The organism is Sphingomonas sp. CFBP 13706 (genome assembly GCF_014842355.1).
Classification (GTDB): Bacteria; Pseudomonadota; Alphaproteobacteria; order Sphingomonadales; family Sphingomonadaceae; genus Sphingomonas; species Sphingomonas aerolata.
Genome location: NZ_JACYVM010000007.1, coordinates 66,387 through 84,680, shown reverse-complemented (window position 1 = coordinate 84,680; position 18,294 = coordinate 66,387). Strand labels below are relative to the sequence as shown.

At 66.9% G+C, this 18,294-nt stretch carries 16 protein-coding genes and 1 pseudogene; 10 read left to right on the top strand and 7 right to left on the bottom strand.

All coding sequences use genetic code 11. The features are described 5' to 3' along the window. Positions 1–267: 267 nt before the first annotated feature. From IFS44_RS14025 to IFS44_RS14010, 4 genes are all read left to right on the top strand, one after another. Positions 268–2,154, top strand: a complete 1,887-nt coding sequence (locus IFS44_RS14025) for a ribonucleoside-diphosphate reductase subunit alpha (protein WP_409349135.1) — start codon at positions 268–270, stop codon at positions 2,152–2,154. Between the two features lie 182 nt (positions 2,155–2,336). Then, positions 2,337–3,083 (top strand): hypothetical protein, encoded by a 747-nt coding sequence (locus IFS44_RS14020; RefSeq protein ID WP_192098885.1) that lies wholly within the window; start codon positions 2,337–2,339, stop codon positions 3,081–3,083. Continuing rightward, entirely contained in the window at positions 3,080–4,249 is a 1,170-nt protein-coding gene (locus IFS44_RS14015; protein WP_192098884.1) for a M48 family metallopeptidase, read from the top strand. The genes IFS44_RS14020 and IFS44_RS14015 overlap by 4 nt, the downstream gene beginning before the upstream one ends. Beyond that, positions 4,249–4,821 carry a hypothetical protein gene (locus IFS44_RS14010; RefSeq protein WP_192098883.1) on the top strand — a complete coding sequence of 191 codons (573 nt, stop codon included), beginning with the start codon at positions 4,249–4,251 and terminating at the stop codon, positions 4,819–4,821. The genes IFS44_RS14015 and IFS44_RS14010 overlap by 1 nt, the downstream gene beginning before the upstream one ends. On the opposite strand, the gene IFS44_RS22285 is transcribed toward IFS44_RS14010, so the two are convergent. The 6 genes and pseudogenes from IFS44_RS22285 to IFS44_RS13980 form a co-directional block, all read right to left on the bottom strand. Beyond that, the gene (locus tag IFS44_RS22285; RefSeq protein ID WP_244650318.1) at positions 4,818–5,150 is read right to left on the bottom strand and encodes a response regulator; all 333 of its coding nucleotides are present in this window, start codon (positions 5,148–5,150) and stop codon (positions 4,818–4,820) included. The genes IFS44_RS14010 and IFS44_RS22285 overlap by 4 nt on opposite strands. 169 nt (positions 5,151–5,319) lie before the next feature. Beyond that, positions 5,320–6,900 (bottom strand): annotated as a pseudogene (locus tag IFS44_RS14000) (GAF domain-containing protein); the annotation flags it as partial. 277 nt (positions 6,901–7,177) lie between these two features. Beyond that, positions 7,178–8,851, bottom strand: coding sequence for a response regulator (locus IFS44_RS13995; RefSeq protein WP_192098880.1), 1,674 nt, complete (start codon positions 8,849–8,851; stop codon positions 7,178–7,180). A gap of 13 nt (positions 8,852–8,864) precedes the next feature. Continuing rightward, the gene (locus tag IFS44_RS13990) at positions 8,865–10,373 is read right to left on the bottom strand and encodes an ATPase domain-containing protein (RefSeq protein ID WP_342366428.1); all 1,509 of its coding nucleotides are present in this window, start codon (positions 10,371–10,373) and stop codon (positions 8,865–8,867) included. 169 nt (positions 10,374–10,542) lie between these two features. Then, positions 10,543–12,351, bottom strand: a complete 1,809-nt coding sequence (locus IFS44_RS13985; RefSeq protein ID WP_192098878.1) for a DUF885 domain-containing protein — start codon at positions 12,349–12,351, stop codon at positions 10,543–10,545. A gap of 66 nt (positions 12,352–12,417) precedes the next feature. Continuing rightward, positions 12,418–12,621, bottom strand: a complete 204-nt coding sequence (locus IFS44_RS13980; protein ID WP_031440577.1) for a DUF5818 domain-containing protein — start codon at positions 12,619–12,621, stop codon at positions 12,418–12,420. A gap of 176 nt (positions 12,622–12,797) precedes the next feature. Here IFS44_RS13980 and nhaA point away from each other — a divergent pair, with 176 nt between their 5' ends. Both nhaA and IFS44_RS13970 read left to right on the top strand, forming a co-directional pair. Beyond that, positions 12,798–14,186, top strand: a complete 1,389-nt coding sequence (gene nhaA / locus IFS44_RS13975; protein ID WP_192098877.1) for a Na+/H+ antiporter NhaA — start codon at positions 12,798–12,800, stop codon at positions 14,184–14,186. A gap of 63 nt (positions 14,187–14,249) precedes the next feature. Beyond that, a complete protein-coding gene (locus IFS44_RS13970; RefSeq protein ID WP_192098876.1) occupies positions 14,250–14,561 on the top strand; it encodes a hypothetical protein in 312 nt (103 codons plus the stop codon). A gap of 461 nt (positions 14,562–15,022) precedes the next feature. Here the strand turns inward: IFS44_RS13970 and IFS44_RS13965 are convergent, their stop codons facing one another. Beyond that, positions 15,023–15,271: a DUF2171 domain-containing protein gene (locus IFS44_RS13965; protein WP_031396615.1), complete on the bottom strand. Its 249-nt coding sequence runs from the start codon at positions 15,269–15,271 to the stop codon at positions 15,023–15,025. Between the two features lie 56 nt (positions 15,272–15,327). Between IFS44_RS13965 and IFS44_RS13960 the strand changes: the two genes are divergently transcribed. The 4 genes from IFS44_RS13960 to IFS44_RS13945 are packed head-to-tail and all read left to right on the top strand — an operon-like array spanning position 15,328 to position 18,277. After that, positions 15,328–15,531, top strand: coding sequence for a hypothetical protein (locus IFS44_RS13960; RefSeq protein ID WP_031396614.1), 204 nt, complete (start codon positions 15,328–15,330; stop codon positions 15,529–15,531). Further along, entirely contained in the window at positions 15,528–15,791 is a 264-nt protein-coding gene (locus tag IFS44_RS13955; protein WP_031396613.1) for a hypothetical protein, read from the top strand. Before IFS44_RS13960 ends, IFS44_RS13955 begins: the two co-directional genes overlap by 4 nt. A 45-nt stretch (positions 15,792–15,836) precedes the next feature. Next, entirely contained in the window at positions 15,837–16,892 is a 1,056-nt protein-coding gene (locus IFS44_RS13950; RefSeq protein WP_056409090.1) for a ribonucleotide-diphosphate reductase subunit beta, read from the top strand. Positions 16,893–16,897: 5 nt separating this feature from the next. Next, on the top strand, positions 16,898–18,277 hold the full coding sequence (locus IFS44_RS13945) for an ATP-binding protein (protein ID WP_192098875.1): 1,380 nt from the start codon (positions 16,898–16,900) through the stop codon (positions 18,275–18,277). Positions 18,278–18,294: the final 17 nt, after the last annotated feature.

The following is an 18,294-nucleotide window of genomic DNA, read 5'->3' as shown; positions in this document are numbered from 1 at the left end:
CGGGCCAACTAGCGGCTTGCACCCGCTGCGGGATTGGCACAGTATCTGGGGGCTACTTACAGCGGCAGGCCCTATCTCTGGTAGAACATGGTGCGCCCCTCGGGCTGCTACCCTGATTGTCGACAGGCGTGACCACGCGCTGCCGATCAGTTTTTGTTCTGCTTTTGATCTGCCCGATGATAGCATGGGATATGCTCCCGATTCGAACGATTACAGAATTTTAGGAGCGGTCTTTTGGATTTCAGAGACAGCAGCCGGGATAGCGACATGACGACCGACACCATCGAACAGACCCTCGACACGCCCGCGGCAGAGGCCCCCAAGGCGCCGCGTCAGGCGCAGGACAGCCATTCCGTGCGCGCGCAGATCTACCCGGTCGAGGTCGATCACAGCCGCGACGCGCTGCTGACCGAATTCGGCAAGGAGACGCTCAAGGATCGCTATCTGCTTCCGGGCGAAAGCTATCAGGACCTGTTCGTCCGCGTCGCCTCTGCGTACGCCGATGACGCCGGCCATGCGCAGCGTCTCTACGACGCGATCTCGAAGCTCTGGTTCATGCCCGCCACCCCCGTTCTTTCGAACGGCGGCACCGGCCGCGGCCTGCCGATCTCCTGCTATCTCAACTCGGTCCCCGACAGCCTCGGCGGCATCGTCGACACCTGGAACGAGAATGTCTGGCTCGCCTCGCGCGGCGGCGGCATCGGCACCTATTGGGGCAATGTCCGCGGCATCGGCGAGCCGGTCGGCCTGAACGGCAAGACCAGCGGCATCATCCCGTTCGTCCGCGTCATGGATTCGCTCACCCTCGCCATCTCGCAGGGCTCGCTGCGCCGCGGTTCGGCCGCCGTCTATCTCGACGTCTCGCATCCCGAGATCGAGGAATTCCTCGAGATCCGCAAACCCTCGGGCGATTTCAACCGCAAGGCGCTGAACCTCCACCACGGCGTGCTGATCACCGACGCGTTCATGGAGGCGGTGCGCAACGGCGAGGAATGGCATCTCCGGTCGCCGAAGGATCAGGCGATCCGCGCCACGGTCGACGCGCGCTCGCTGTTCCAGAAACTCGTCGAGACGCGTCTCCAGACCGGTGAGCCCTACATCGTCTTTGCCGATCACGTGAACAAGGCGATGCCCAAGCATCACCGCGAACTCGGCCTCAAGGTCTCGACCTCGAACCTGTGCTCGGAAATTACGCTGCCGACCGGCAAGGATCATCTCGGCAACGAGCGGACCGCGGTCTGCTGCCTGTCGTCGCTGAACCTCGAAACCTGGGATCAGTGGAAGGACGAGAAGGGCCTGATCGAGGACGTCATGCGCTTCCTCGACAACGTGCTGCAGGACTATATCGACCGCCACGAGCCCGGCATGGAACGCGCCGCCTATTCGGCGGGCCGCGAGCGCTCGGTCGGCCTCGGCGTCATGGGCTTCCACAGCTTCCTTCAGGCACGTGGCATCCCGTTCGAAGGCGCGATGGCGAAGTCGTGGAACCTCCGGATGTTCAAGCACATCAACGCGCAGGCCAACGAAGCCTCGATGCAGCTCGCGATCGAGCGCGGGCCCTGCCCCGACGCCGCCGATGTCGGCGCGATGGAGCGGTTCAGCTGCAAGATGGCGATCGCACCGACCGCATCGATCAGCATCATCTGCGGCGGCACGTCGGCGTGCATCGAGCCGATCCCGGCGAACATCTACACGCACAAGACGCTCTCGGGCAGCTTCTCGATCAAGAACCCGTATCTCGAGAAGATGCTCGCCGAGAAGTCGAAGAACTCGGACGCGGTGTGGAACTCGATCCTCGAACAGGGTGGTTCGGTCCAGCATCTCGACTTCCTCTCGACCGAGGAAAAGGACTGCTACAAGACCAGCTTCGAGATCGACCAGCGCTGGCTGCTCGAGCTCGCCGCGGACCGCACGCCCTATATCGACCAGGCGCAGTCGCTGAACCTGTTCATCCCCGCGGACGTGGAAAAGTGGGACCTGCTGATGCTCCACTTCCGTGCGTGGGAGCTCGGCATCAAGTCGCTCTATTATCTCCGCTCCAAGTCGGTGCAGCGCGCCGGCTTCGCGGGCGGGGTCGAGGCGGACAACACCATCGACCTGCGTCAGATCGACGTCGAATCGAAGGATTATGACGAGTGCCTCGCCTGCCAGTAAACCCCCGACCCATCACCGTGGCGGGCCCGCCCGCCGCCTGATCGAACAGCCTGTCGCGCTCCCCGCGCGACGGGCTTTTTCGTGGGCGCGCGGGCTAGGTCCAAAGCGGGCCGGTCTGCAGCTTGTCGCCCCCGTGCGCGCGGCCTAGCCCGGTCGCCGGGACAGCGCGCTGGGGGGCGTCGATGGGGACAAGGCTCGCGACGCGTCTGGCGATCATGCTGCTGGCCCTCACGCCCGCGCCACCCGCCGCCGCACGGCAGAGAAGCGCGCAGAAGACCGGCTTCACGCTGCCCGCCGGCAGCGGCAGGACCATCCTCCTGGTCCGCCCCAGCATCCGCGTCGGCGCGCGCTCGACCGGCGGGATGTTCGAACCCAATGGCGACTGGACCGACCAGGCCCGCCGCAACATCGAAACCGCACTCGCCGCGCAGCAACAGGCGCTCGGCAACCGCGTGATCCCCGCGCCCAAAGCGGACGGCGATGCGGCGCGGCTGGTGGCGGACTATGCCGCGCTGTTCGCCGCGGTCTCGCAATCGGTGATCCGCTATCAGTTCTTCGCCGGCGACCGGCTGCCGACCAAGAAGCTGGCGACGCAGGCCGGGCGGTTCGACTGGACGCTCGGGCCCGGCATCGCGCGGCTGCCCGGCGCGCGCGACGCCGATTACGCGCTCTTCCTCAGCACCAGCGACGCCTATGGCTCGACCGGGCGCAAGCTGCTGCAGATCGTCGCGATGCTGGGGCCGGGCATCCCGCTCAGCGCGGGCGAACATGCGGGCTATGCCGGGCTGGTCGATCTGCGGACGGGCGACCTGCTCTGGCTCAACGCCGACCGCGCGATGGGCGGCGACCTGCGCACCCCCGAAGGTGCCGCCCGCCGCGTCCGGCAGCTGCTCGCCGATTTCCCCGGCAGCACCCCCGCCCCCCGATGACCGTCACCGCGCTCGCCCTCGCCCTGCTTGCGGCAACCGCCCCCGCCCCGCCCCCCTATGCCGGCGCCTATCAACCGGTCGGCGTCGACGAGATCGGCGCCTGGGCCGAGGCGGACGAGGACGAGCGCCAGCTCGCGTCGTCGCCGCTGCTGATCCGCGACGCCGCGCTTAACGCCTATGTCCGCCGCGCGCTCTGCGACACAGTCGGCGCGGCGCGCTGCGCCGGCGTGCGCGTCTATGTCCTGCGCGTGCCATTGTTCAACGCGAGCATGGCGGCGAACGGGACGATGCGCGTGTTCAGCGGCCTGCTGCTCCGCGCCCGCAGCGAGGCCGAACTGGGCGCGGTGCTCGGGCATGAATTCGGCCATTTCGAACGCCGCCACACGCTCGCGCAGTTCCGGGCGCAGCGCACCGGCTCCGACCTGCTCGGCTGGGGCGCGGTGCTCGCCGCGATGGCCCCCGATGCCGATCTGCGCCGCCGCTTCGCCACGCTCGGCCGATCGGTCTATGGCGCGCTCTACCGCTTCTCGCGCGATCAGGAGCGCGAGGCCGATCGGCTCGGGATCGGTTATCTCAACGCCAGCCGCCTCCGCCCGCAGGCCGCCGCGCAGTTGTGGCAGAACGCGATCGCTGAGGCCGGGGCCTCCGCGGTCGCGCGCGGCGCGCACCGCCCGCGGCTCGACCGCATCGGCTTCTACGCCTCGCATCCGCCCGAGGCCGAACGCGCCGCCACGCTGACCGCGCTCGCTCTGCCCGACGCGGCGGACCGCAACGACGGCGCCGACCGCCATGCCGACGCGCTCGCGCCCTGGCTGCCGCTGTTCCTCGACGACCAGATCAAGCTCAACGACTTCGGCGCCAGCGCCTATCTGATCGCTGCCTGTGCCGCGCGCGGCTGGACTGCGGCGCTGTGGCGCGCACGCGGCGACCTGTACCGCGCCCGTGGCAACCCCCGCGACCTCGTCAACGCCGCGCACTTCTACGCGCAGGCCACCGCGCTCGACCCTAACCTCGCCGCCGCACAGCGCGGGCTGGGGCTGGCGCTGGTCCGGACCGGTCGCCTTGCGGAGGGCCAGGCCGCACTACGCCGCTATCTCGCGCTCGCCCCCGCCGCGGGCGATGCGGGGATGATCGCCGCCCTGATCGCCCGACCGGAGGACCGTTGATGCGCTACCCGCTGCTCCCCGCCCTCCTCATGCTCCTGCCCGCGCCTGCCGACGCCAACGCCTATCGCGCGCAGGGCAAATCGGTCCGCGTCGCCCGGACGATGACCGTCACCCCGCCGCGCGACTGGAACCGGCTCTCCGCCCGACCGGGCCGCAAGGCGGAGGTCTGGACGCTCGACGGTGAGCGGCTCAACGCGGTCACCTGGTTCGGCGGGATCGCACCGGGCGAGGCGCTGCTGCGCGAACCCCGGCGCCGCAAGACCCTCCCCCGCTACAGCGACGCGATGCTGCTCGCCGAAATCCCCGAACTGCTCGAATCGACCTATCGCAGCGCGGGCGGGATCGCGGACTTCACGCTCACCACCGCGGCGCCCGACCCGTTTCTCGGCCATGCCGGCATCCGCTTCGGCTATGCCTATGTCGACGCCGACGACCTGCCGCGCCGGGGCGAGGCGCGCGCGGCGATCGTCGCGGGGCTGCTCTACATCGTCACCTTCGACGCGCCGCGCACCGACTATTTCGACCGGCTGCTCGGCGACGTCCACCGCCTCACCGACAGCGCCGCGCTCTAGAACGCGCCCGCCGCCAGCGGCCGGTCCGCCTCCATCACCGCATGCAGCGCGCGCGCGAGCTCCGCCATCGAATAGGGTTTGTGCAACAGCGCAAAGCCCTGCGCGCCGTCCTTCGAGATCACGTCGCTATAGCCGCTGGTCAGCAGCACGCGCATCGCGGGAAAGTCCCGGCGGACATATTGCGCCAGCGCGACGCCGTTCATCCCCGGCATCACCACGTCGGAGAACATCACGTCGAACGCGTCCACCTCCCGCGCCAGGATCGCCAGCGCCTCCTCGGCATCGCGCGCGAACACGATCGCATGCCCCAGATCGGCGAGCGCGGACATCGCGAAGTCGCCGACCGCGGCATTGTCCTCGACCACCAGGATCCGCAGCGACGGCCCGTCGCCGCGCGCCTCCGCCGCGATGCCGCCCCCCCGCCGGCACGCCGGTCGGATCGTGCGGCAGGTACAGCGTGAACGTCGCGCCCGCGCCCGGCGTGCTCTCGACGATCACCTCGCCGCCCGACTGTTTCACGAAGCCGAACACCTGCGACAGGCCCAGCCCGGTGCCATGGCCGATCGCCTTCGACGTGAAGAACGGCTCGAAGATATGCTCGATATGCGCCGGGTCGATCCCGCTGCCCGTGTCGTGCACGCCGATCGTCACGAAATCGCCGTCGCGCGCGACATGGCCGCGCACCGCCGGGATCCGCGCCGCGCGCCCGACCACGATCCGCAGCGCGCCGCGCCCCGCCATCGCGTCGCGCGCATTGACCGCCAGGTTGACGATCGCGGTCTCGAGCTGGCTCGCATCCGCATGCGTCAGGCACGGCGTGTCGGGCAGGCTCAGCGCGATGTCGATGAACGATCCCGACAGCGTCGCGAGCATGTCGGTCATCCCGCTGACGACGGCGCGGACGTCGAGTACCTCGGGGGTCAGCGACGATCGCCGCGCAAAGGCGAGCAGCTGGTTGGTCAGCTTGGTCGCGCGATCGGCGGTGTCGGCGATCGCGGTGATGTAGCGGTCGCGCCGATCCGCGCTCAAATCGGGACGCCGCAACAGGTCGGTCGATCCGCGGATCACCGTCAGCAGATTGTTGAAATCATGCGCGATACCCCCGGTCAGCTGGCCCAGCGTCTCCATCTTCTGCGCCTGGCGCAGCGCCTCATGCGCCTGGGTCAGCTCCGCGGTTCGCTCCGCCACGCGCTGTTCGAGCGTGTCGTTGACCTCCTGCACCGCCTTGAACAGCTGCGCATTGTCGATCGCGATCGCCGCCTGCGCCGCGACGCCGACCAGCAGCCGCTCGTGCCGCTCGCCGAAACGTCCCGGCTCGGAATGGCCGAACAACAGCCCGCCCAGCACCACCCCGGTGCGCGACGTGACCGGCACCGACAAATAGCTCCGCACCGGCAGATGCCCGCGCGGCATCCCGTAATGCGGCGCGCTCTTCCCGTAGCGCGGGTCGGTGCGGATATCGTCCGAGCGGATCACGCCCTCGTTGCGGAAGGTCGGCCCGAACACCGCGGTCGCGCGCGGCCGCCCGAGCTTCTCGAACGCCGCCCGCTCCGCCCCGGCCAGCGTGAACAGGTGCAGCCGCTCGCCGGTCTCGTCCATCAGGTTGTGGAAATACGCCCCGAACTCCGCCCCGGTCAGCTTGACCCCCGCATCGGTGACCATCTGGATCAGCGGCTCGAGCTCGAGCTCGGCGACCAGCGCCGCGCCGGTGACGTTCAGCGTCTCGAGGCTGTGTGTCTCCCAGCGCAGGCTGCGCTCGGCGAGCACCGCGTCGGTCGTCTCGATCACCACCGCCAGCACGCCCGCAGGCACCCCGTCCGCATCGAGCACGGGCGAGTAATTGAGGTCGAGGAACACCGTCTCGGCCTCGCCGTGGCGGTACAGCGTCAGCTCCTGCCGCGCATAACTCCGCGTCTTGCCGGCCATCCCGGCGCGCACCACGCCGTCGTTGAACGCCGCCGCCTCCGTCCAGGCCTCGCGCACCGGCATGCCGAGGATCGCGGGGTGCTTGTCCTGCGCGATCGTCGCATAGCGCGCATTGTAGAGCAGGATCCCCTCCTCGCCCCACAGCAGCGCCATCGGCACCGGCGCGCGCAACAGGATCGACACCACAGTCCGCAGATGCGGCGGCCAGCCCTCGATCGGGCCGAGCGGGGTCGCCGACCAGTCGAACGCAGCGATCAGCGCCGCGAGCGGTCCGTCGCCCAGGAATCCATGCCGCTCAGTCACGCTGCCCCACCTTGCCCCCACCCCGGGTCCGAAATCCTGCGTCCCTGATCACCCTACACGCACGGGCCTTACCCCATCCTATACACCGCACCGCCACCGCGAAACGCTGCAATGTCCGTCACCTGCGCTACTGCGTCGACTCCGCCGACAGTGCGTCGCCGATCCGCGCCGCGACCTCGCCGATGCGATAGGGCTTCTTCAGCACCGTCTCCGCCGCCAATTCGTCGCCGAACGTCGCGACATCGGCATAGCCGCTGGCGAACAGCAACGGCATGGCGGGCGCGACCGCGCGGATCCGCCGCGCCAGGTCGACGCCCGACATGCCCGGCATCACCACGTCGGTCAGCACCAGGTCGAACGACGCGCGCCCGAATTCGGTCAGCGCCTCGGACCCGCTCGCCGCCGCGACCACCTGATAGCCGATCTCCTCGATCATCTGCGCCGCGACCCCGCGGACGTCATTGTCGTCGTCGACCACCAGGATCCGCTGCCGCGACCCGGTCGCCTGGGCCAGCCGCTCGATCGCGACCGGATCGGCGACCTCGGTCGTCCGCGGCAGGTACAAGGTGATCACCGTCCCCTCGTTCTCCGCGCTGACGATCCGGACCGTGCCGCCCGACTGGCGGGCAAAGCCGTACACCTGCGCGAGCCCCAGGCCCGTGCCCTTGCCCTGCCCCTTGGTGGTGAAGAACGGCTCGAACGCGCGCGCCAGCACCGCGGGCGTCATCCCCGCACCGGTATCGGCGACCTCGATCGAAACATAAGCGCCCGGGTTCAGCTCGGCGGTCAGCGCGTCGGGCACCGCGGCCAGGTTGCGCGTCGCGATCCGCACCACCCCGCCCGACGGCATCGCGTCGCGCGCGTTGATCGCCAGGTTGAGCAGCACGACCTCGAGCTGCGTCGGATCGACCATCGCGCGCCAGACATCGTCCGCCAGATCGAGCTCGACCGTCACCGCCGCCCCGATCGACCGCGCGAGCAGGTCCGCCATCGACGCGACGACCTGGTTGGGCTCGACCGGCACCGGCGACAGATGCTGGCGCCGCGAAAAGGACAGGAGCTGCGCGGTCAGCGTCGCGCCACGCTCGCCCGCCTGCAACGCCATGCTCGCCAGCCGCCGGATCTTCTCGTCGTCGGTGCGCCGCAGCAACAGGTCGAGCGAGCCGATCACCGCGGTCAGCAGATTGTTGAAATCATGCGCGATGCCCCCCGTCAGCTGGCCGATCGCCTCCATCTTCTGCGCCTGGACCAGCCGCGCCTCGGCCCGCTCGCGCTCGGCGATCTCCGCGGTCAGCCGGTCGTTCGCCGCCGCCAGTTCGCGCGTCCGCGCCTCGACCTTCGCTTCCAGCGTGTCGGCCAGATCGCGCAGCTCGGCGCGCGCCTTTTCGCGGTCCTCGAAATGCCGCGCCGCCAGCCGCTGGCGTTGCCGCGCGCGCAGCGCCGCGCGCGCCGCGCTGACCAGCGACGCAGGATGCAGCGGGCGTTCGAGCAGCGTGACGTTGGCGACCGCCTCGACCTCGCGCGCACCGCGTCGCGGCTCGCCGCGCTTGCTCAGCAGGATGAACGGAAAGTCGGACCAGGGCGCCTGCGCCGCGATCGCCGCGAGCAGCCGTTCCTGGTCGAGCCGCGACAGCGCGTCGTCGGTCAGGATCGCGCCGGCATGCGTGCCCCCCGCGATCGCCGCGAACAGCGCGGTCCCGTCGGCATCCGCCACCGCAGCGATATCGGCAGAGCGCAGCACCTGCGCGGTCACATCGGCGTCGCGGCCGGTCGGCGCGACCACCAGAAAGTCATCGGTCATCACGGCCGGTCGGTCAGGATTCGTCACGGTTCGTCAGCAGGGCGGCGCTGCCCCCATATTCGGGCGTCCCGGTCAGCACGCCGCGAAACCCGGTCAGCTGCGGCCCGACGCGGATCCCGCCACTGTCGATCCGGAACTCGCGCAACGTCCCCTCATGCGGGCCCATGCGGCGTTTCAGGAACGACATCACCCGCCGGATCGCGCCATCCGCCTCGAAGAACCTGAGCAGCATCACCGAATCCGCGAGATAGGTCAGGTCGACCGGCGACTGCATCGTCCCGATCATCCCCGCCTGCGTCAGCACGAGCAGCCCCAGCACGCCCTGCTGGTTCAGATAGGTCACGACCTCGTGCATCTGCAGCAGCATGTGCTGCTCCTCGGGCATCGCGAGCTGATAGCCCGACAGCGAATCGAGCACGACCACCGTCGCGCCGACCCGCTCAACCTGGTCGCGGATGATCCCGGTCAGCTCGCCCGGCGACAATTCGCCCGGATCGACCTGGCGGAAACACAGCCGCCCCGCCGCGACATGGTCGCTGAGGTCGAGGTCCATCCCCGCCGCGCGGCGCATGAACACGCGCTCGGTCTCGTCGAAGCTGACGAACAGCGCCTTTTCCCCGCGTTCGAGCGCGGCGAAGACATATTGCAGCGACAGCGTCGTCTTGCCCGATCCCGACGGCCCGATGATCAGCGTCGTCGTTCCGTAGTCGAGCCCGCCGCCCGACAGCGTGTCGAGCTCCTCGATCCCGCTCGACGCCAGCCGGTCGATGAAACCGGTATCGGGATGCGCGACCGCGGTCAGCCTCGGGAATATCTGCAGCCCGCCGCGCCGGATCACGAAATCATGGAAGCCGCCGCGAAACGCGCGCGCGCGCATCTTGTAGACGCGCAGCCGCCGCCGCTCGGATCCATAGGGCAGCGCGATCTGTTCGAGCCGGACGACGCCGTGCGCCAGGCTGTGCAGGCTGAGATCGTCCTCGGTCTGCGTCAGATCGTCGAGGAACAAGGCGGTGCAGCCGCGCTGCGCGAAATAATGCTTGAGCGCGAGCAGCTGCCGGCGGAACCGCAGCGGCCCCTGCGCGAGCAGGCGGATCTCGGACAGGCTGTCGAACACGATCCGCGTCGGCTCGACCTTGCTGACCGCCTCCATCACCATGTTGACCGTCTCGCCGAGTTCGAGATCGGACGAATAGACGATCGACTGTTCGCGATCGACGTCGAGGCTGAGCTCGGGCGGCACCAGTTCGAAGATGTCGACCCCGGTCATGTCCCAGCCATGCGTCCTGGCGACATGGAGCAGCTCGTCGCGGCTTTCCGACAGCGTGATGTACAGGCACCGCTCGCCCGCATCGCGCCCGGCGAGCAGGAACTGCAGCCCGAGCGTGGTCTTGCCCGACCCCGGCTCACCCTCGATCAGGTGGACGCGGTTATACGCATAGCCGCCGTCGAGGATGTAGTTCAGCGGGTCGAGGCCGGTCGATACGACGCTCCCGTCGGAGGGTGATGACGGTTCTTGACGCACGCGACATTTCTCCAGGCCAGTCCGGGCGCCGCGCCGGACCATGTCCGGTTCGAGAGCCCCCGCCCAACAACCCCCCGGCAACGCACAAGTTTCCGCTGCGGAATTTTTGCAAAAGTCACCGCGGTCCGGCGGCGTTGGCGGGGGGCGGCGGGCTGGAGAACTGGGGGGCCTAAGCCCCCGCCCCCGTCCGGCGCACCACGCGTTCGAGGATCGCGAGCGGCATCGCCCCCTTCAGCAGCACCGCATGGAAGTCCTTCGGCGTATATCCCGGCCGCGTCTTCGCCTCGTCGCGCAGGCGGGTCCACACCGTGTGGCCGATTTTGTAGCTGCACGCCTGGCCGGGCCACACCGTGTAGCGGTCGATCTCGCCCTGGCTGCGACCGCGCGCGATCCCGGTCGTCGCGATCAGGTAATCGGTCGCCTTTTCGCGGCTCCAGCGTTTCGCGTGCATCCCGCTGTCGACCACCAGCCGCGTCGCGCGGAACAGCAGCGACTGGAGATAGCCGACCTGCCCCAGCGGATCGCCCTCATACATCCCCATCTCGTCGGCGACCTGTTCGGCATAGAGCGCCCAGCCCTCCGAATAGCCGCTGAAGAAGCCGCGCCGGCGGATCAGCGGGATCTGCTCGCTTTCGAGCGCGAGGCTGACCTGAAGATGATGCCCCGGCACCGCCTCGTGATGCGTCAGCGTGGCGAGCCCGAATTTGGGCCGGTCGAATGTGTCGCGCAGGTTGATATAATAGATCGCCGGTCGCGACCCATCGAGCGAGGCGTTCTGGTAATAGCCGCCCGGCGCGCCCGCCTGGATCGTCGGCGGCACGCGGCGCACCTCGACCGGCGCCTTGGGCAGGCTGGCGAACGCCTCGGGCAGCCGCGCCTGCATCGCGACGATCTGCCGGTTGAGATGCGCGAGCAGCGCGTCGCGGCCCGCATCGGTGTTGGGATAGAGCTGGTCGGGCCGCTTGTTGAGCGCCACCAGCCGCTCGCCGACGGTGCCTTGCGTCATCCCCTGCGTCTTCAGGATGCCGTCGATCCGCGCGCTGATCTCGGCGACCTGCGCAAGGCCCAGGCGGTGGATCTCGTCCCCGCTCATCGCTACCGTCGTCGCGGCTTCCGCCGCCGCGGCATAATAGGCGTCGCCATCGGGCAGCCGCCAGCACCCCGCATCATGCACCGCCTTGGCACGCAACTCCGCGACCAGCGCACGCTGCCGCTCGAGCGCGGGGCGGACGTCGCGCTCGACGATCGCGGTCGCGCGCGCGACGCGGTCGTCGGGCAGCCCCGCGGCCTTCAGCTTGGTGGCGAAGCTCGTCACCATCACGCTCTGCGCGGCCGCGCCCTCCATCGCGCTGCCCAGCTGTTTCAGCGTCGTGTCGAGGATATAGTCCGGCGCGAACACGCCTCGCGCCGCGTCGCTGCGCTGCTGCTCGCTGCTGTCGTCGATCGCCTTGGGCAGCGCGGACAGTCGCTGCAGATACGCATCCGCCTCGCCCGCATCGCGCACCCGCGTCTGCGATTCGAGGAAATCGGGCACGTCGCGATACGGCCCGGTCAGCTGGCTCAGCACATAGGGCGCGAACCGCCCGAGGCTGCTGCCATAGGTGAACCGCTTCGCGCCCGCGACCGCGCGCGTCAGCTGATAGGTCACGATCTCGTGGTCGAGCGCGGCGTCGCTCGACAGCCCGCTCGTCCCGAACGCGCGCAGCTCGGCGAGTTCCTTGGTCGCCTGCGCCAGCTCGCGCGCACGCCCCGCCGCCGACTGGTCGTCGAGCCGCGCCTTCAGCCCGCTGCGCGTTCCCGTGTCGAGCCCCAGCCGCGTCGCCTGTTCGGGCGAGTCGTCGAGCCGCGCATAGAAGAACCGGTCGAGCATCGTGCGCAGCGCCGCGTCGCGCGATCCCGCCGCGGCGGCCCCCTTCAGCGGGACCGCACCGATGACGGACGCGGCAGCGGCACTCGTTAGAAACCGACGACGATGCATGGACTACTCCCCTGATTCGGGGAGGGTGTAGCATCCGGGCGGTCTCGATCCACCCCGGGCCTGCTCTTAGACGGGCGAGACGCCGTCCGCGTTGACTAGGTCGTCACCGACCAGCGTGCCGACCAGCCGGACGCGCTTCTCGACCAGGTCGACCGGCGTGCGGTGGAGCTCGAGCTCATAGCGCCCGCCCATGTCGCGGCGGAGATAGAACGCACCGCCGTCACGGATCAGCGTCCCCGTCTCGTCGATCTTGGTTCCGATGGTCGTCATGGCGCGCGGCCTCCTGCCAGCGGCGATACCGCAGGTGACGCGCGACGCAACCCCCGGCGGCGTCGGTCCGCCGGCAGAAGTGTCCCACGCGCCCAAGGGATAGGGCAAGGGATACGACAGGCGGTCTGCACCGTTATACCCGCACGCGCGTCCTGCCGACGCGATCCTGGAACATCATGGCCCTCACCCCCCGTCTCTCCGGCAAGCTGGCGGCGCGCGCGCATCATTCGCCCGCCGCCGCCGGTTTCCTCCACCGCCTCGCACCGTTCTTCGCCGCCGATCAGGTCGTCGGCGGGCCGCTGCTCATCGCCACGATCGTCGCTTTGGTCTGCACCAACCTGCCGATCGCGCATGACTATCAGACGATGTGGGACAGCACGCTCGAGATCCGGCTCGGCAGCTTCCGCGCCGCGCACCCGCTCGCCGACTGGGTGAACGAGGCGCTGTTGCCGCTGTTCTTCCTGATCATCGGCGCGGAGGTGAAGCGCGAATTCACCAAGGGCGCGCTCTCGACCGTGCGCACCGCGATGTTCCCTCTCGCCGGCGCGATCGGCGGGATCCTCGTCCCCGTCGCGGTCTATCTCGCGTTCAACTACGGCACCGAGGCGGCGAGCGGCTGGGGCACCGTCATCACCTCCGACACCGCCTTCGCGCTCGCGATCATCGGCATGTTCGCGACCCGGCTGCCGGTGTCGATCCGCGCGGTGCTGCTGGCGTTTGCCGCGATCGACGATGTCGGCGGGCTGCTCGTCATCGCGGTCGCCTATACCGGCACCCTGGTCCTGCCGATGCTCGTCGTAGCGGCGGTCGCCTATGTCGCGATCTTCGTGCTGCTGCGGCTGAAGCTCGTCTCGCCCATCCCCTATGTGCTGCTCGGGCTGATCGTCTGGGCGGGCGTCTATGCGTCTGGCATCCATGCGACGATCGCCGGGGTGATGCTCGGGCTGTTGTCGCCGACCCAGTCGCGGCTGTCCGAACGCCGCTTCGCCGAGCGCGTCCAGGCCCCGATCGACCGCTTCAAGCAGGCGGTCGACGAGGCGGAGTCGGGCGACCCCGAGGAAAACGAGGAAATCCAGCGCAAGGCGCAGCAACAGCTCGGCTATATCCAGGAAATGACCGAGGCGACCGACGAACCCGCCGAACGCCTCGTCCAGATGCTCAATCCCTGGGTGTCCTATGTCGTCCTGCCGCTGTTCGCGCTGTCCGCGGTGCGGATCCATTTCTCGTCCGACCTGCTCGCCGACGCCGCGGGATCGCTGCTCGGGATCGGCGTGTTCGCCGGGCTCGCGTTCGGCAAGCCGCTCGGCTTCGTCACCGCGACGTGGCTGGCGGTCAAGGCGGGCGCCGCCGAACTGCCCGACGCGGTCACCTGGCGGATGGTGCTTGCGATCGGCGCGCTGTCGGGGATCGGCTTCACCATCTCGCTGTTCATCGCCAATCTCGCCTTTCCCGATGCGCAGCGGACCGAAATGGCGTCGCTCGCGGTGCTTGCCGCGTCGCTCGCCTCGGGTGCGCTCGGCTATGTCCTGCTGCGCACCGCCGCGGCGCGGACCGAGGCCGGCTGACCACGGAACCTCCGCCGGGCACCGGGCGCTTCCATCTGGTTCTCGCGTGATGGAGGTATGACGATGACCGAAGCCTATTGGGGCGACACGACGCCGCCCGACATCGACTGGCGGATGAGCGCCGCGCTCGAAAACGTACCCCGCGGCGACACCGACGTCGCCGAGGTGACCAACCTGGAGACCGCGGTCCGCACCTGGACCACGCTCGATCCCGAGCATCAGCGCGCCGCGACGCTGACGCCCGAGCATGCGCTCCAGATCGGCCCCGAGGGCGCGGTCCGGCACTTCACCGGCGACGCGATCGCAGCACTCGCCGCGCTGCTCCCGACCGCAGGGCGCGCGGCCCCGGTCGACGACGACCCCGAAGCCGCCTGATCGCGTCGTTTCGGGGCCCGGACAACGCCTGTCCGGCCCCGAAACCCGCGGAATTCCGCGGGCTCGCAGGGGTCTCGACCACCCGACCGCGCCCCGACGCCCGATCCCGTATCTGGTGTCGACACGCGCCCGACCACACCATCCCTAGGTGCAAGTCGGATAATTCGCGGCTCTTATCGAAATAAGTGCATAGCGATATCCGGCCCGATCATGTAGATAAATGGCGTCACGCAGCGCCGCCCATCGGCGACGCCGGGCCCAGCTAGGACGGAGACGACATGCGCAGCAAATCGCACTCTGCCGCCGGGCGGACACCGGCCGACGCCACCCCGATTCGGGTACCCTGTGCCACGGCCCGCAGCCGTGCGCGCGCGACGCGAAAAGGGCGCCCCGGATCGCTCCGGAACGCCCCTGTCGTGCACTCGGCGCGCCCCCTCCGTTCGGGAGAGGGCGCCACGCGGTTACTCGCTCTCTTCGAACGTCAGCGCGTTCGCGCCGGTCGCGCTCAGGCGAACCTTGTCACCCTCGATCTCGGCAACGAGGCCGAGCGAGATATAGTGATGCTTGGCGCCCTGCCCGTCCTGCGACTGCGGCGAATCATTCTTGGTCAGCTTGATGCGGTCGCCGTCGACATGATCGACGGTACCGACATGAACGCCGTCCGCGCCGATGACTTCAGCGTGTTCCTTGATCTGGGTTGCGTCGACCATTTTGCGTCTCCTGTGGTGGGTCCGGGTGCAGAACGCGCGTCTCGGGCATTGGTCGCATGACCTATGGCAGCGCCATCATGTTTGTCGTCGCGGCCCTGCTCGGGATCATCGGCGTCGCGATGCTGTTGCGGCTGCGCAGCCCCGATGTCAGCGACAAGCAGGTCTATGCTTTCCGGATGATCGGCATCATGCTCACCTCGGGCGCGATCGTGCTCGCGCTGTCGGCGGGCGCGATGTGGCAATGGACGCTCGAATCGTGAACACGCTCGTCCTGATCCTCGCGGTCGTCGGCATCTGCGCGGCGAACATGATCCTCGGCCGTCACTGGAGCCGGCTCGACCATAATCCCTGGTCGGGCGACTTTCGCGGCGAGACCTTCTGGGGTCCGACACCCGGCTGGAACCCCGGCGCGCTCGACATCGGCAAGATCCGCCAGCGCGGCCGCGTGCTGATGATCGCCGCACCGATCGCGTCGCTGCTGTTCCTCGTCGTCGTCATCACCAGTTCAAGCCGTTTCTAGCTTCACCAGTTTCCGCAATTTCCTAAATTTGTCCCGGAGTATCCCATGTCCCTCCTCGAAGCCCGCAAGCAGTACAAGCCGTTCGAATACCCCTGGGCGTTCGAATTCTGGAAGCGCCAGCAGCAACTCCACTGGCTCCCCGAGGAAGTGCCCTTGGGCGAGGATTGCCGCGACTGGGCGCAGAAGCTCAGCGATCACGAGCGCAACCTGCTGACGCAGATCTTCCGCTTCTTCACCCAGGCGGACGTCGAGGTGCAGGATTGCTACCACGAGAAGTACGGCCGCGTGTTCAAGCCGACCGAGATCAAGATGATGCTGGCCGCGTTCAGCAACATGGAGACGGTGCACATCGCCGCCTACAGCCATCTGCTCGACACCATCGGCATGCCCGAGAGCGAATATGGCGCCTTCCTCGAATATGCCGAGCTGAAGGACAAGCATGACTACATGCAGAGCTTCGGCGTCGACAATGACGAGGATATCGCGCGCACGCTCGCGATGTTCGGCGGCTTCACCGAGGGCGTCCAGCTCTTCGCCTCGTTCGCGATGCTGATGAACTTCCCGCGCTTCAACAAGATGAAGGGCATGGGCCAGATCGTCACCTGGTCGATCCGCGACGAATCGCTGCACTGCGAGGGCATCATCAAGATGTTCCACACCTTCTGCGCCGAGCGTCAGTGCCTGACCAAGGCGGTCAAGGACGACATCGCCGACGTCTGCCAGACGACGATCCGCCTCGAGGACAATTTCATCGATCTCGCCTTCGAAATGGGTCCGGTCAACGGCATGACCCCCAAGGAGATCAAGAAGTATATCCGCTTCATCGCCGACTGGCGCATGACTCAGCTCGGCCTGAAGCCGATCTACATGATCGACGAGCACCCGCTCCCCTGGCTCGCCCCGATGCTCAACGGCGTCGAGCACGCCAACTTCTTCGAACAGCGCGCCACCGAATATTCGAAGGCCGCGACCAAGGGCCAGTGGAACGACGTCTGGGACAGCTTCGACAAGCGCCAGACCGCCAAGAAGGGCCCGGCGGCCAACGAGGACCTCGCCGACGGCGGCGACATGTTCTCGCTGGCTGGGGTTGCTGCGGAGTAAGTCGCATGCAGATTTCCGAAATCGATAAAAGTGATGCCGATGACATTTTAGCTCGCTCGGAGAGCCACTTTTTCGATTTCAAATCGAAGCGGATTCAGCCGGCTAAACTCTCGCGCTCCCTCTCCGCCTTCGGCAATGCCGAAGGCGGAGAGATATACGTTGGCATAGAGGACCCCTCCGTTTCGGGGCCGCGTTGGGATGGGTTTGTGGATGAAGAAGCCGCAAACTCAGTTCTGGCAGTTCTTCAGGACTTATTCCCAAGCGGAGAAACGTTTTCTTATAGGTTTATAAGATGCGTAGATTACCCTAGTCTCGTTCTATCATGCGAGGTTTTTAAAAACCAATTTATCTGGAAAGATTCCCAAGGCGATGTCTACCTTCGGAGAGGCGCTCAAAGCTTAAAGCAAGACAGCTTCGAAAAACAGGAACGACTTCGTCTCAATAAAGGGATCGCGTCTTACGAGGACTCAAAGGTCGACATGACAGCCGAGGAACTCGCAACCTCTGAGGCGTTCCTTGGATTTTATGGCGTCATTGTGCCTCGGGCGGAACCAGTCAGTTGGCTTAAAAAGCAAAAGGTCGCCCGAGAAGACCAAGCGACGGTTGCGGGCTTGATACTTTTTGCGGATGAGCCACAAGCAGTTTTACCCAAAGCCGCTATAAAGATTTCCAGATACAGAACATCTGACGAACCAACACGAGCAACCCTTGAGGGACAGCCGTCTACAATTGAGGGCTGCGCTGTAGTCCTGATTAAGGACACTGTGGACCGGATAGTGGAGACGGTCGAGCGCATACCAGTTATGAAAAACTCGGGGCTAAAGTCGGTTCAATATCCGAGGAATGCTATCCATGAAATCATCACCAACGCGGTTATACATCGCGATTATAGTGTGAATGATGATGTTCATGTTCGTATATTTGATAATAGAATTGAGATTTACAGCCCTGGTCCACTACCAGCTCATGTGACCGTAGAGAATATTTTAGATGAGCGTTTTGCACGCAATCAAAAGATTGTGCGCCTTACAAACAAGTTCCCTGATGCTCCAAACAAGGATGTTGGAGAAGGATTAAATACCGCGTTTCAAGCAATGAGAGAGCTACAGCTTAAAGATCCAATCGTTAGCCAAGTTAACAACGGTGTTCTTGTGACCCTGAGACACGAAAAGCTGGCAGAACCTGAGCAAGCTATTATCAATTATTTACGAACGAATGATGAGGTAAATAACTCAAAGGCAAGGGCTGTCACCTTCATTGGATCGGAAAATAAGGTTAAGAATATTTTCCGAAAAATGATGACTGCCGGCATAATCGAGCGGATACCGGGAAGATCACAAGCTAAGACTGGCTATATGAAAGGGCCTAATTTTCCCTCCAGCTGAGTGAATCGACCGCCGAT

Excerpts from the sequence above, each read along its gene's own strand:
- IFS44_RS13965 (WP_031396615.1), bottom strand. The coding sequence starts at position 15,271 with ATGGTCGACGCAACCCAGATCAAGGAACACGCTGAAGTCATCGGCGCG.
- IFS44_RS13995 (WP_192098880.1), bottom strand. The coding sequence starts at position 8,851 with ATGACCGATGACTTTCTGGTGGTCGCGCCGACCGGCCGCGACGCCGAT.
- IFS44_RS13980 (WP_031440577.1), bottom strand. The coding sequence starts at position 12,621 with ATGACGACCATCGGAACCAAGATCGACGAGACGGGGACGCTGATCCGT.
- IFS44_RS14020 (WP_192098885.1), top strand. The coding sequence starts at position 2,337 with ATGGGGACAAGGCTCGCGACGCGTCTGGCGATCATGCTGCTGGCCCTC.
- IFS44_RS13985 (WP_192098878.1), bottom strand. The coding sequence starts at position 12,351 with ATGCATCGTCGTCGGTTTCTAACGAGTGCCGCTGCCGCGTCCGTCATC.
- IFS44_RS14015 (WP_192098884.1), top strand. The coding sequence starts at position 3,080 with ATGACCGTCACCGCGCTCGCCCTCGCCCTGCTTGCGGCAACCGCCCCC.
- IFS44_RS13950 (WP_056409090.1), top strand. The coding sequence starts at position 15,837 with ATGTCCCTCCTCGAAGCCCGCAAGCAGTACAAGCCGTTCGAATACCCC.
- IFS44_RS13970 (WP_192098876.1), top strand. The coding sequence starts at position 14,250 with ATGACCGAAGCCTATTGGGGCGACACGACGCCGCCCGACATCGACTGG.
- IFS44_RS13945 (WP_192098875.1), top strand. The coding sequence starts at position 16,898 with ATGCAGATTTCCGAAATCGATAAAAGTGATGCCGATGACATTTTAGCT.
- IFS44_RS14025 (WP_409349135.1), top strand. The coding sequence starts at position 268 with ATGACGACCGACACCATCGAACAGACCCTCGACACGCCCGCGGCAGAG.
- IFS44_RS22285 (WP_244650318.1), bottom strand. The coding sequence starts at position 5,150 with ATGTCCGCGCTCGCCGATCTGGGGCATGCGATCGTGTTCGCGCGCGAT.
- nhaA (WP_192098877.1), top strand. The coding sequence starts at position 12,798 with ATGGCCCTCACCCCCCGTCTCTCCGGCAAGCTGGCGGCGCGCGCGCAT.
- IFS44_RS13960 (WP_031396614.1), top strand. The coding sequence starts at position 15,328 with ATGACCTATGGCAGCGCCATCATGTTTGTCGTCGCGGCCCTGCTCGGG.
- IFS44_RS14010 (WP_192098883.1), top strand. The coding sequence starts at position 4,249 with ATGCGCTACCCGCTGCTCCCCGCCCTCCTCATGCTCCTGCCCGCGCCT.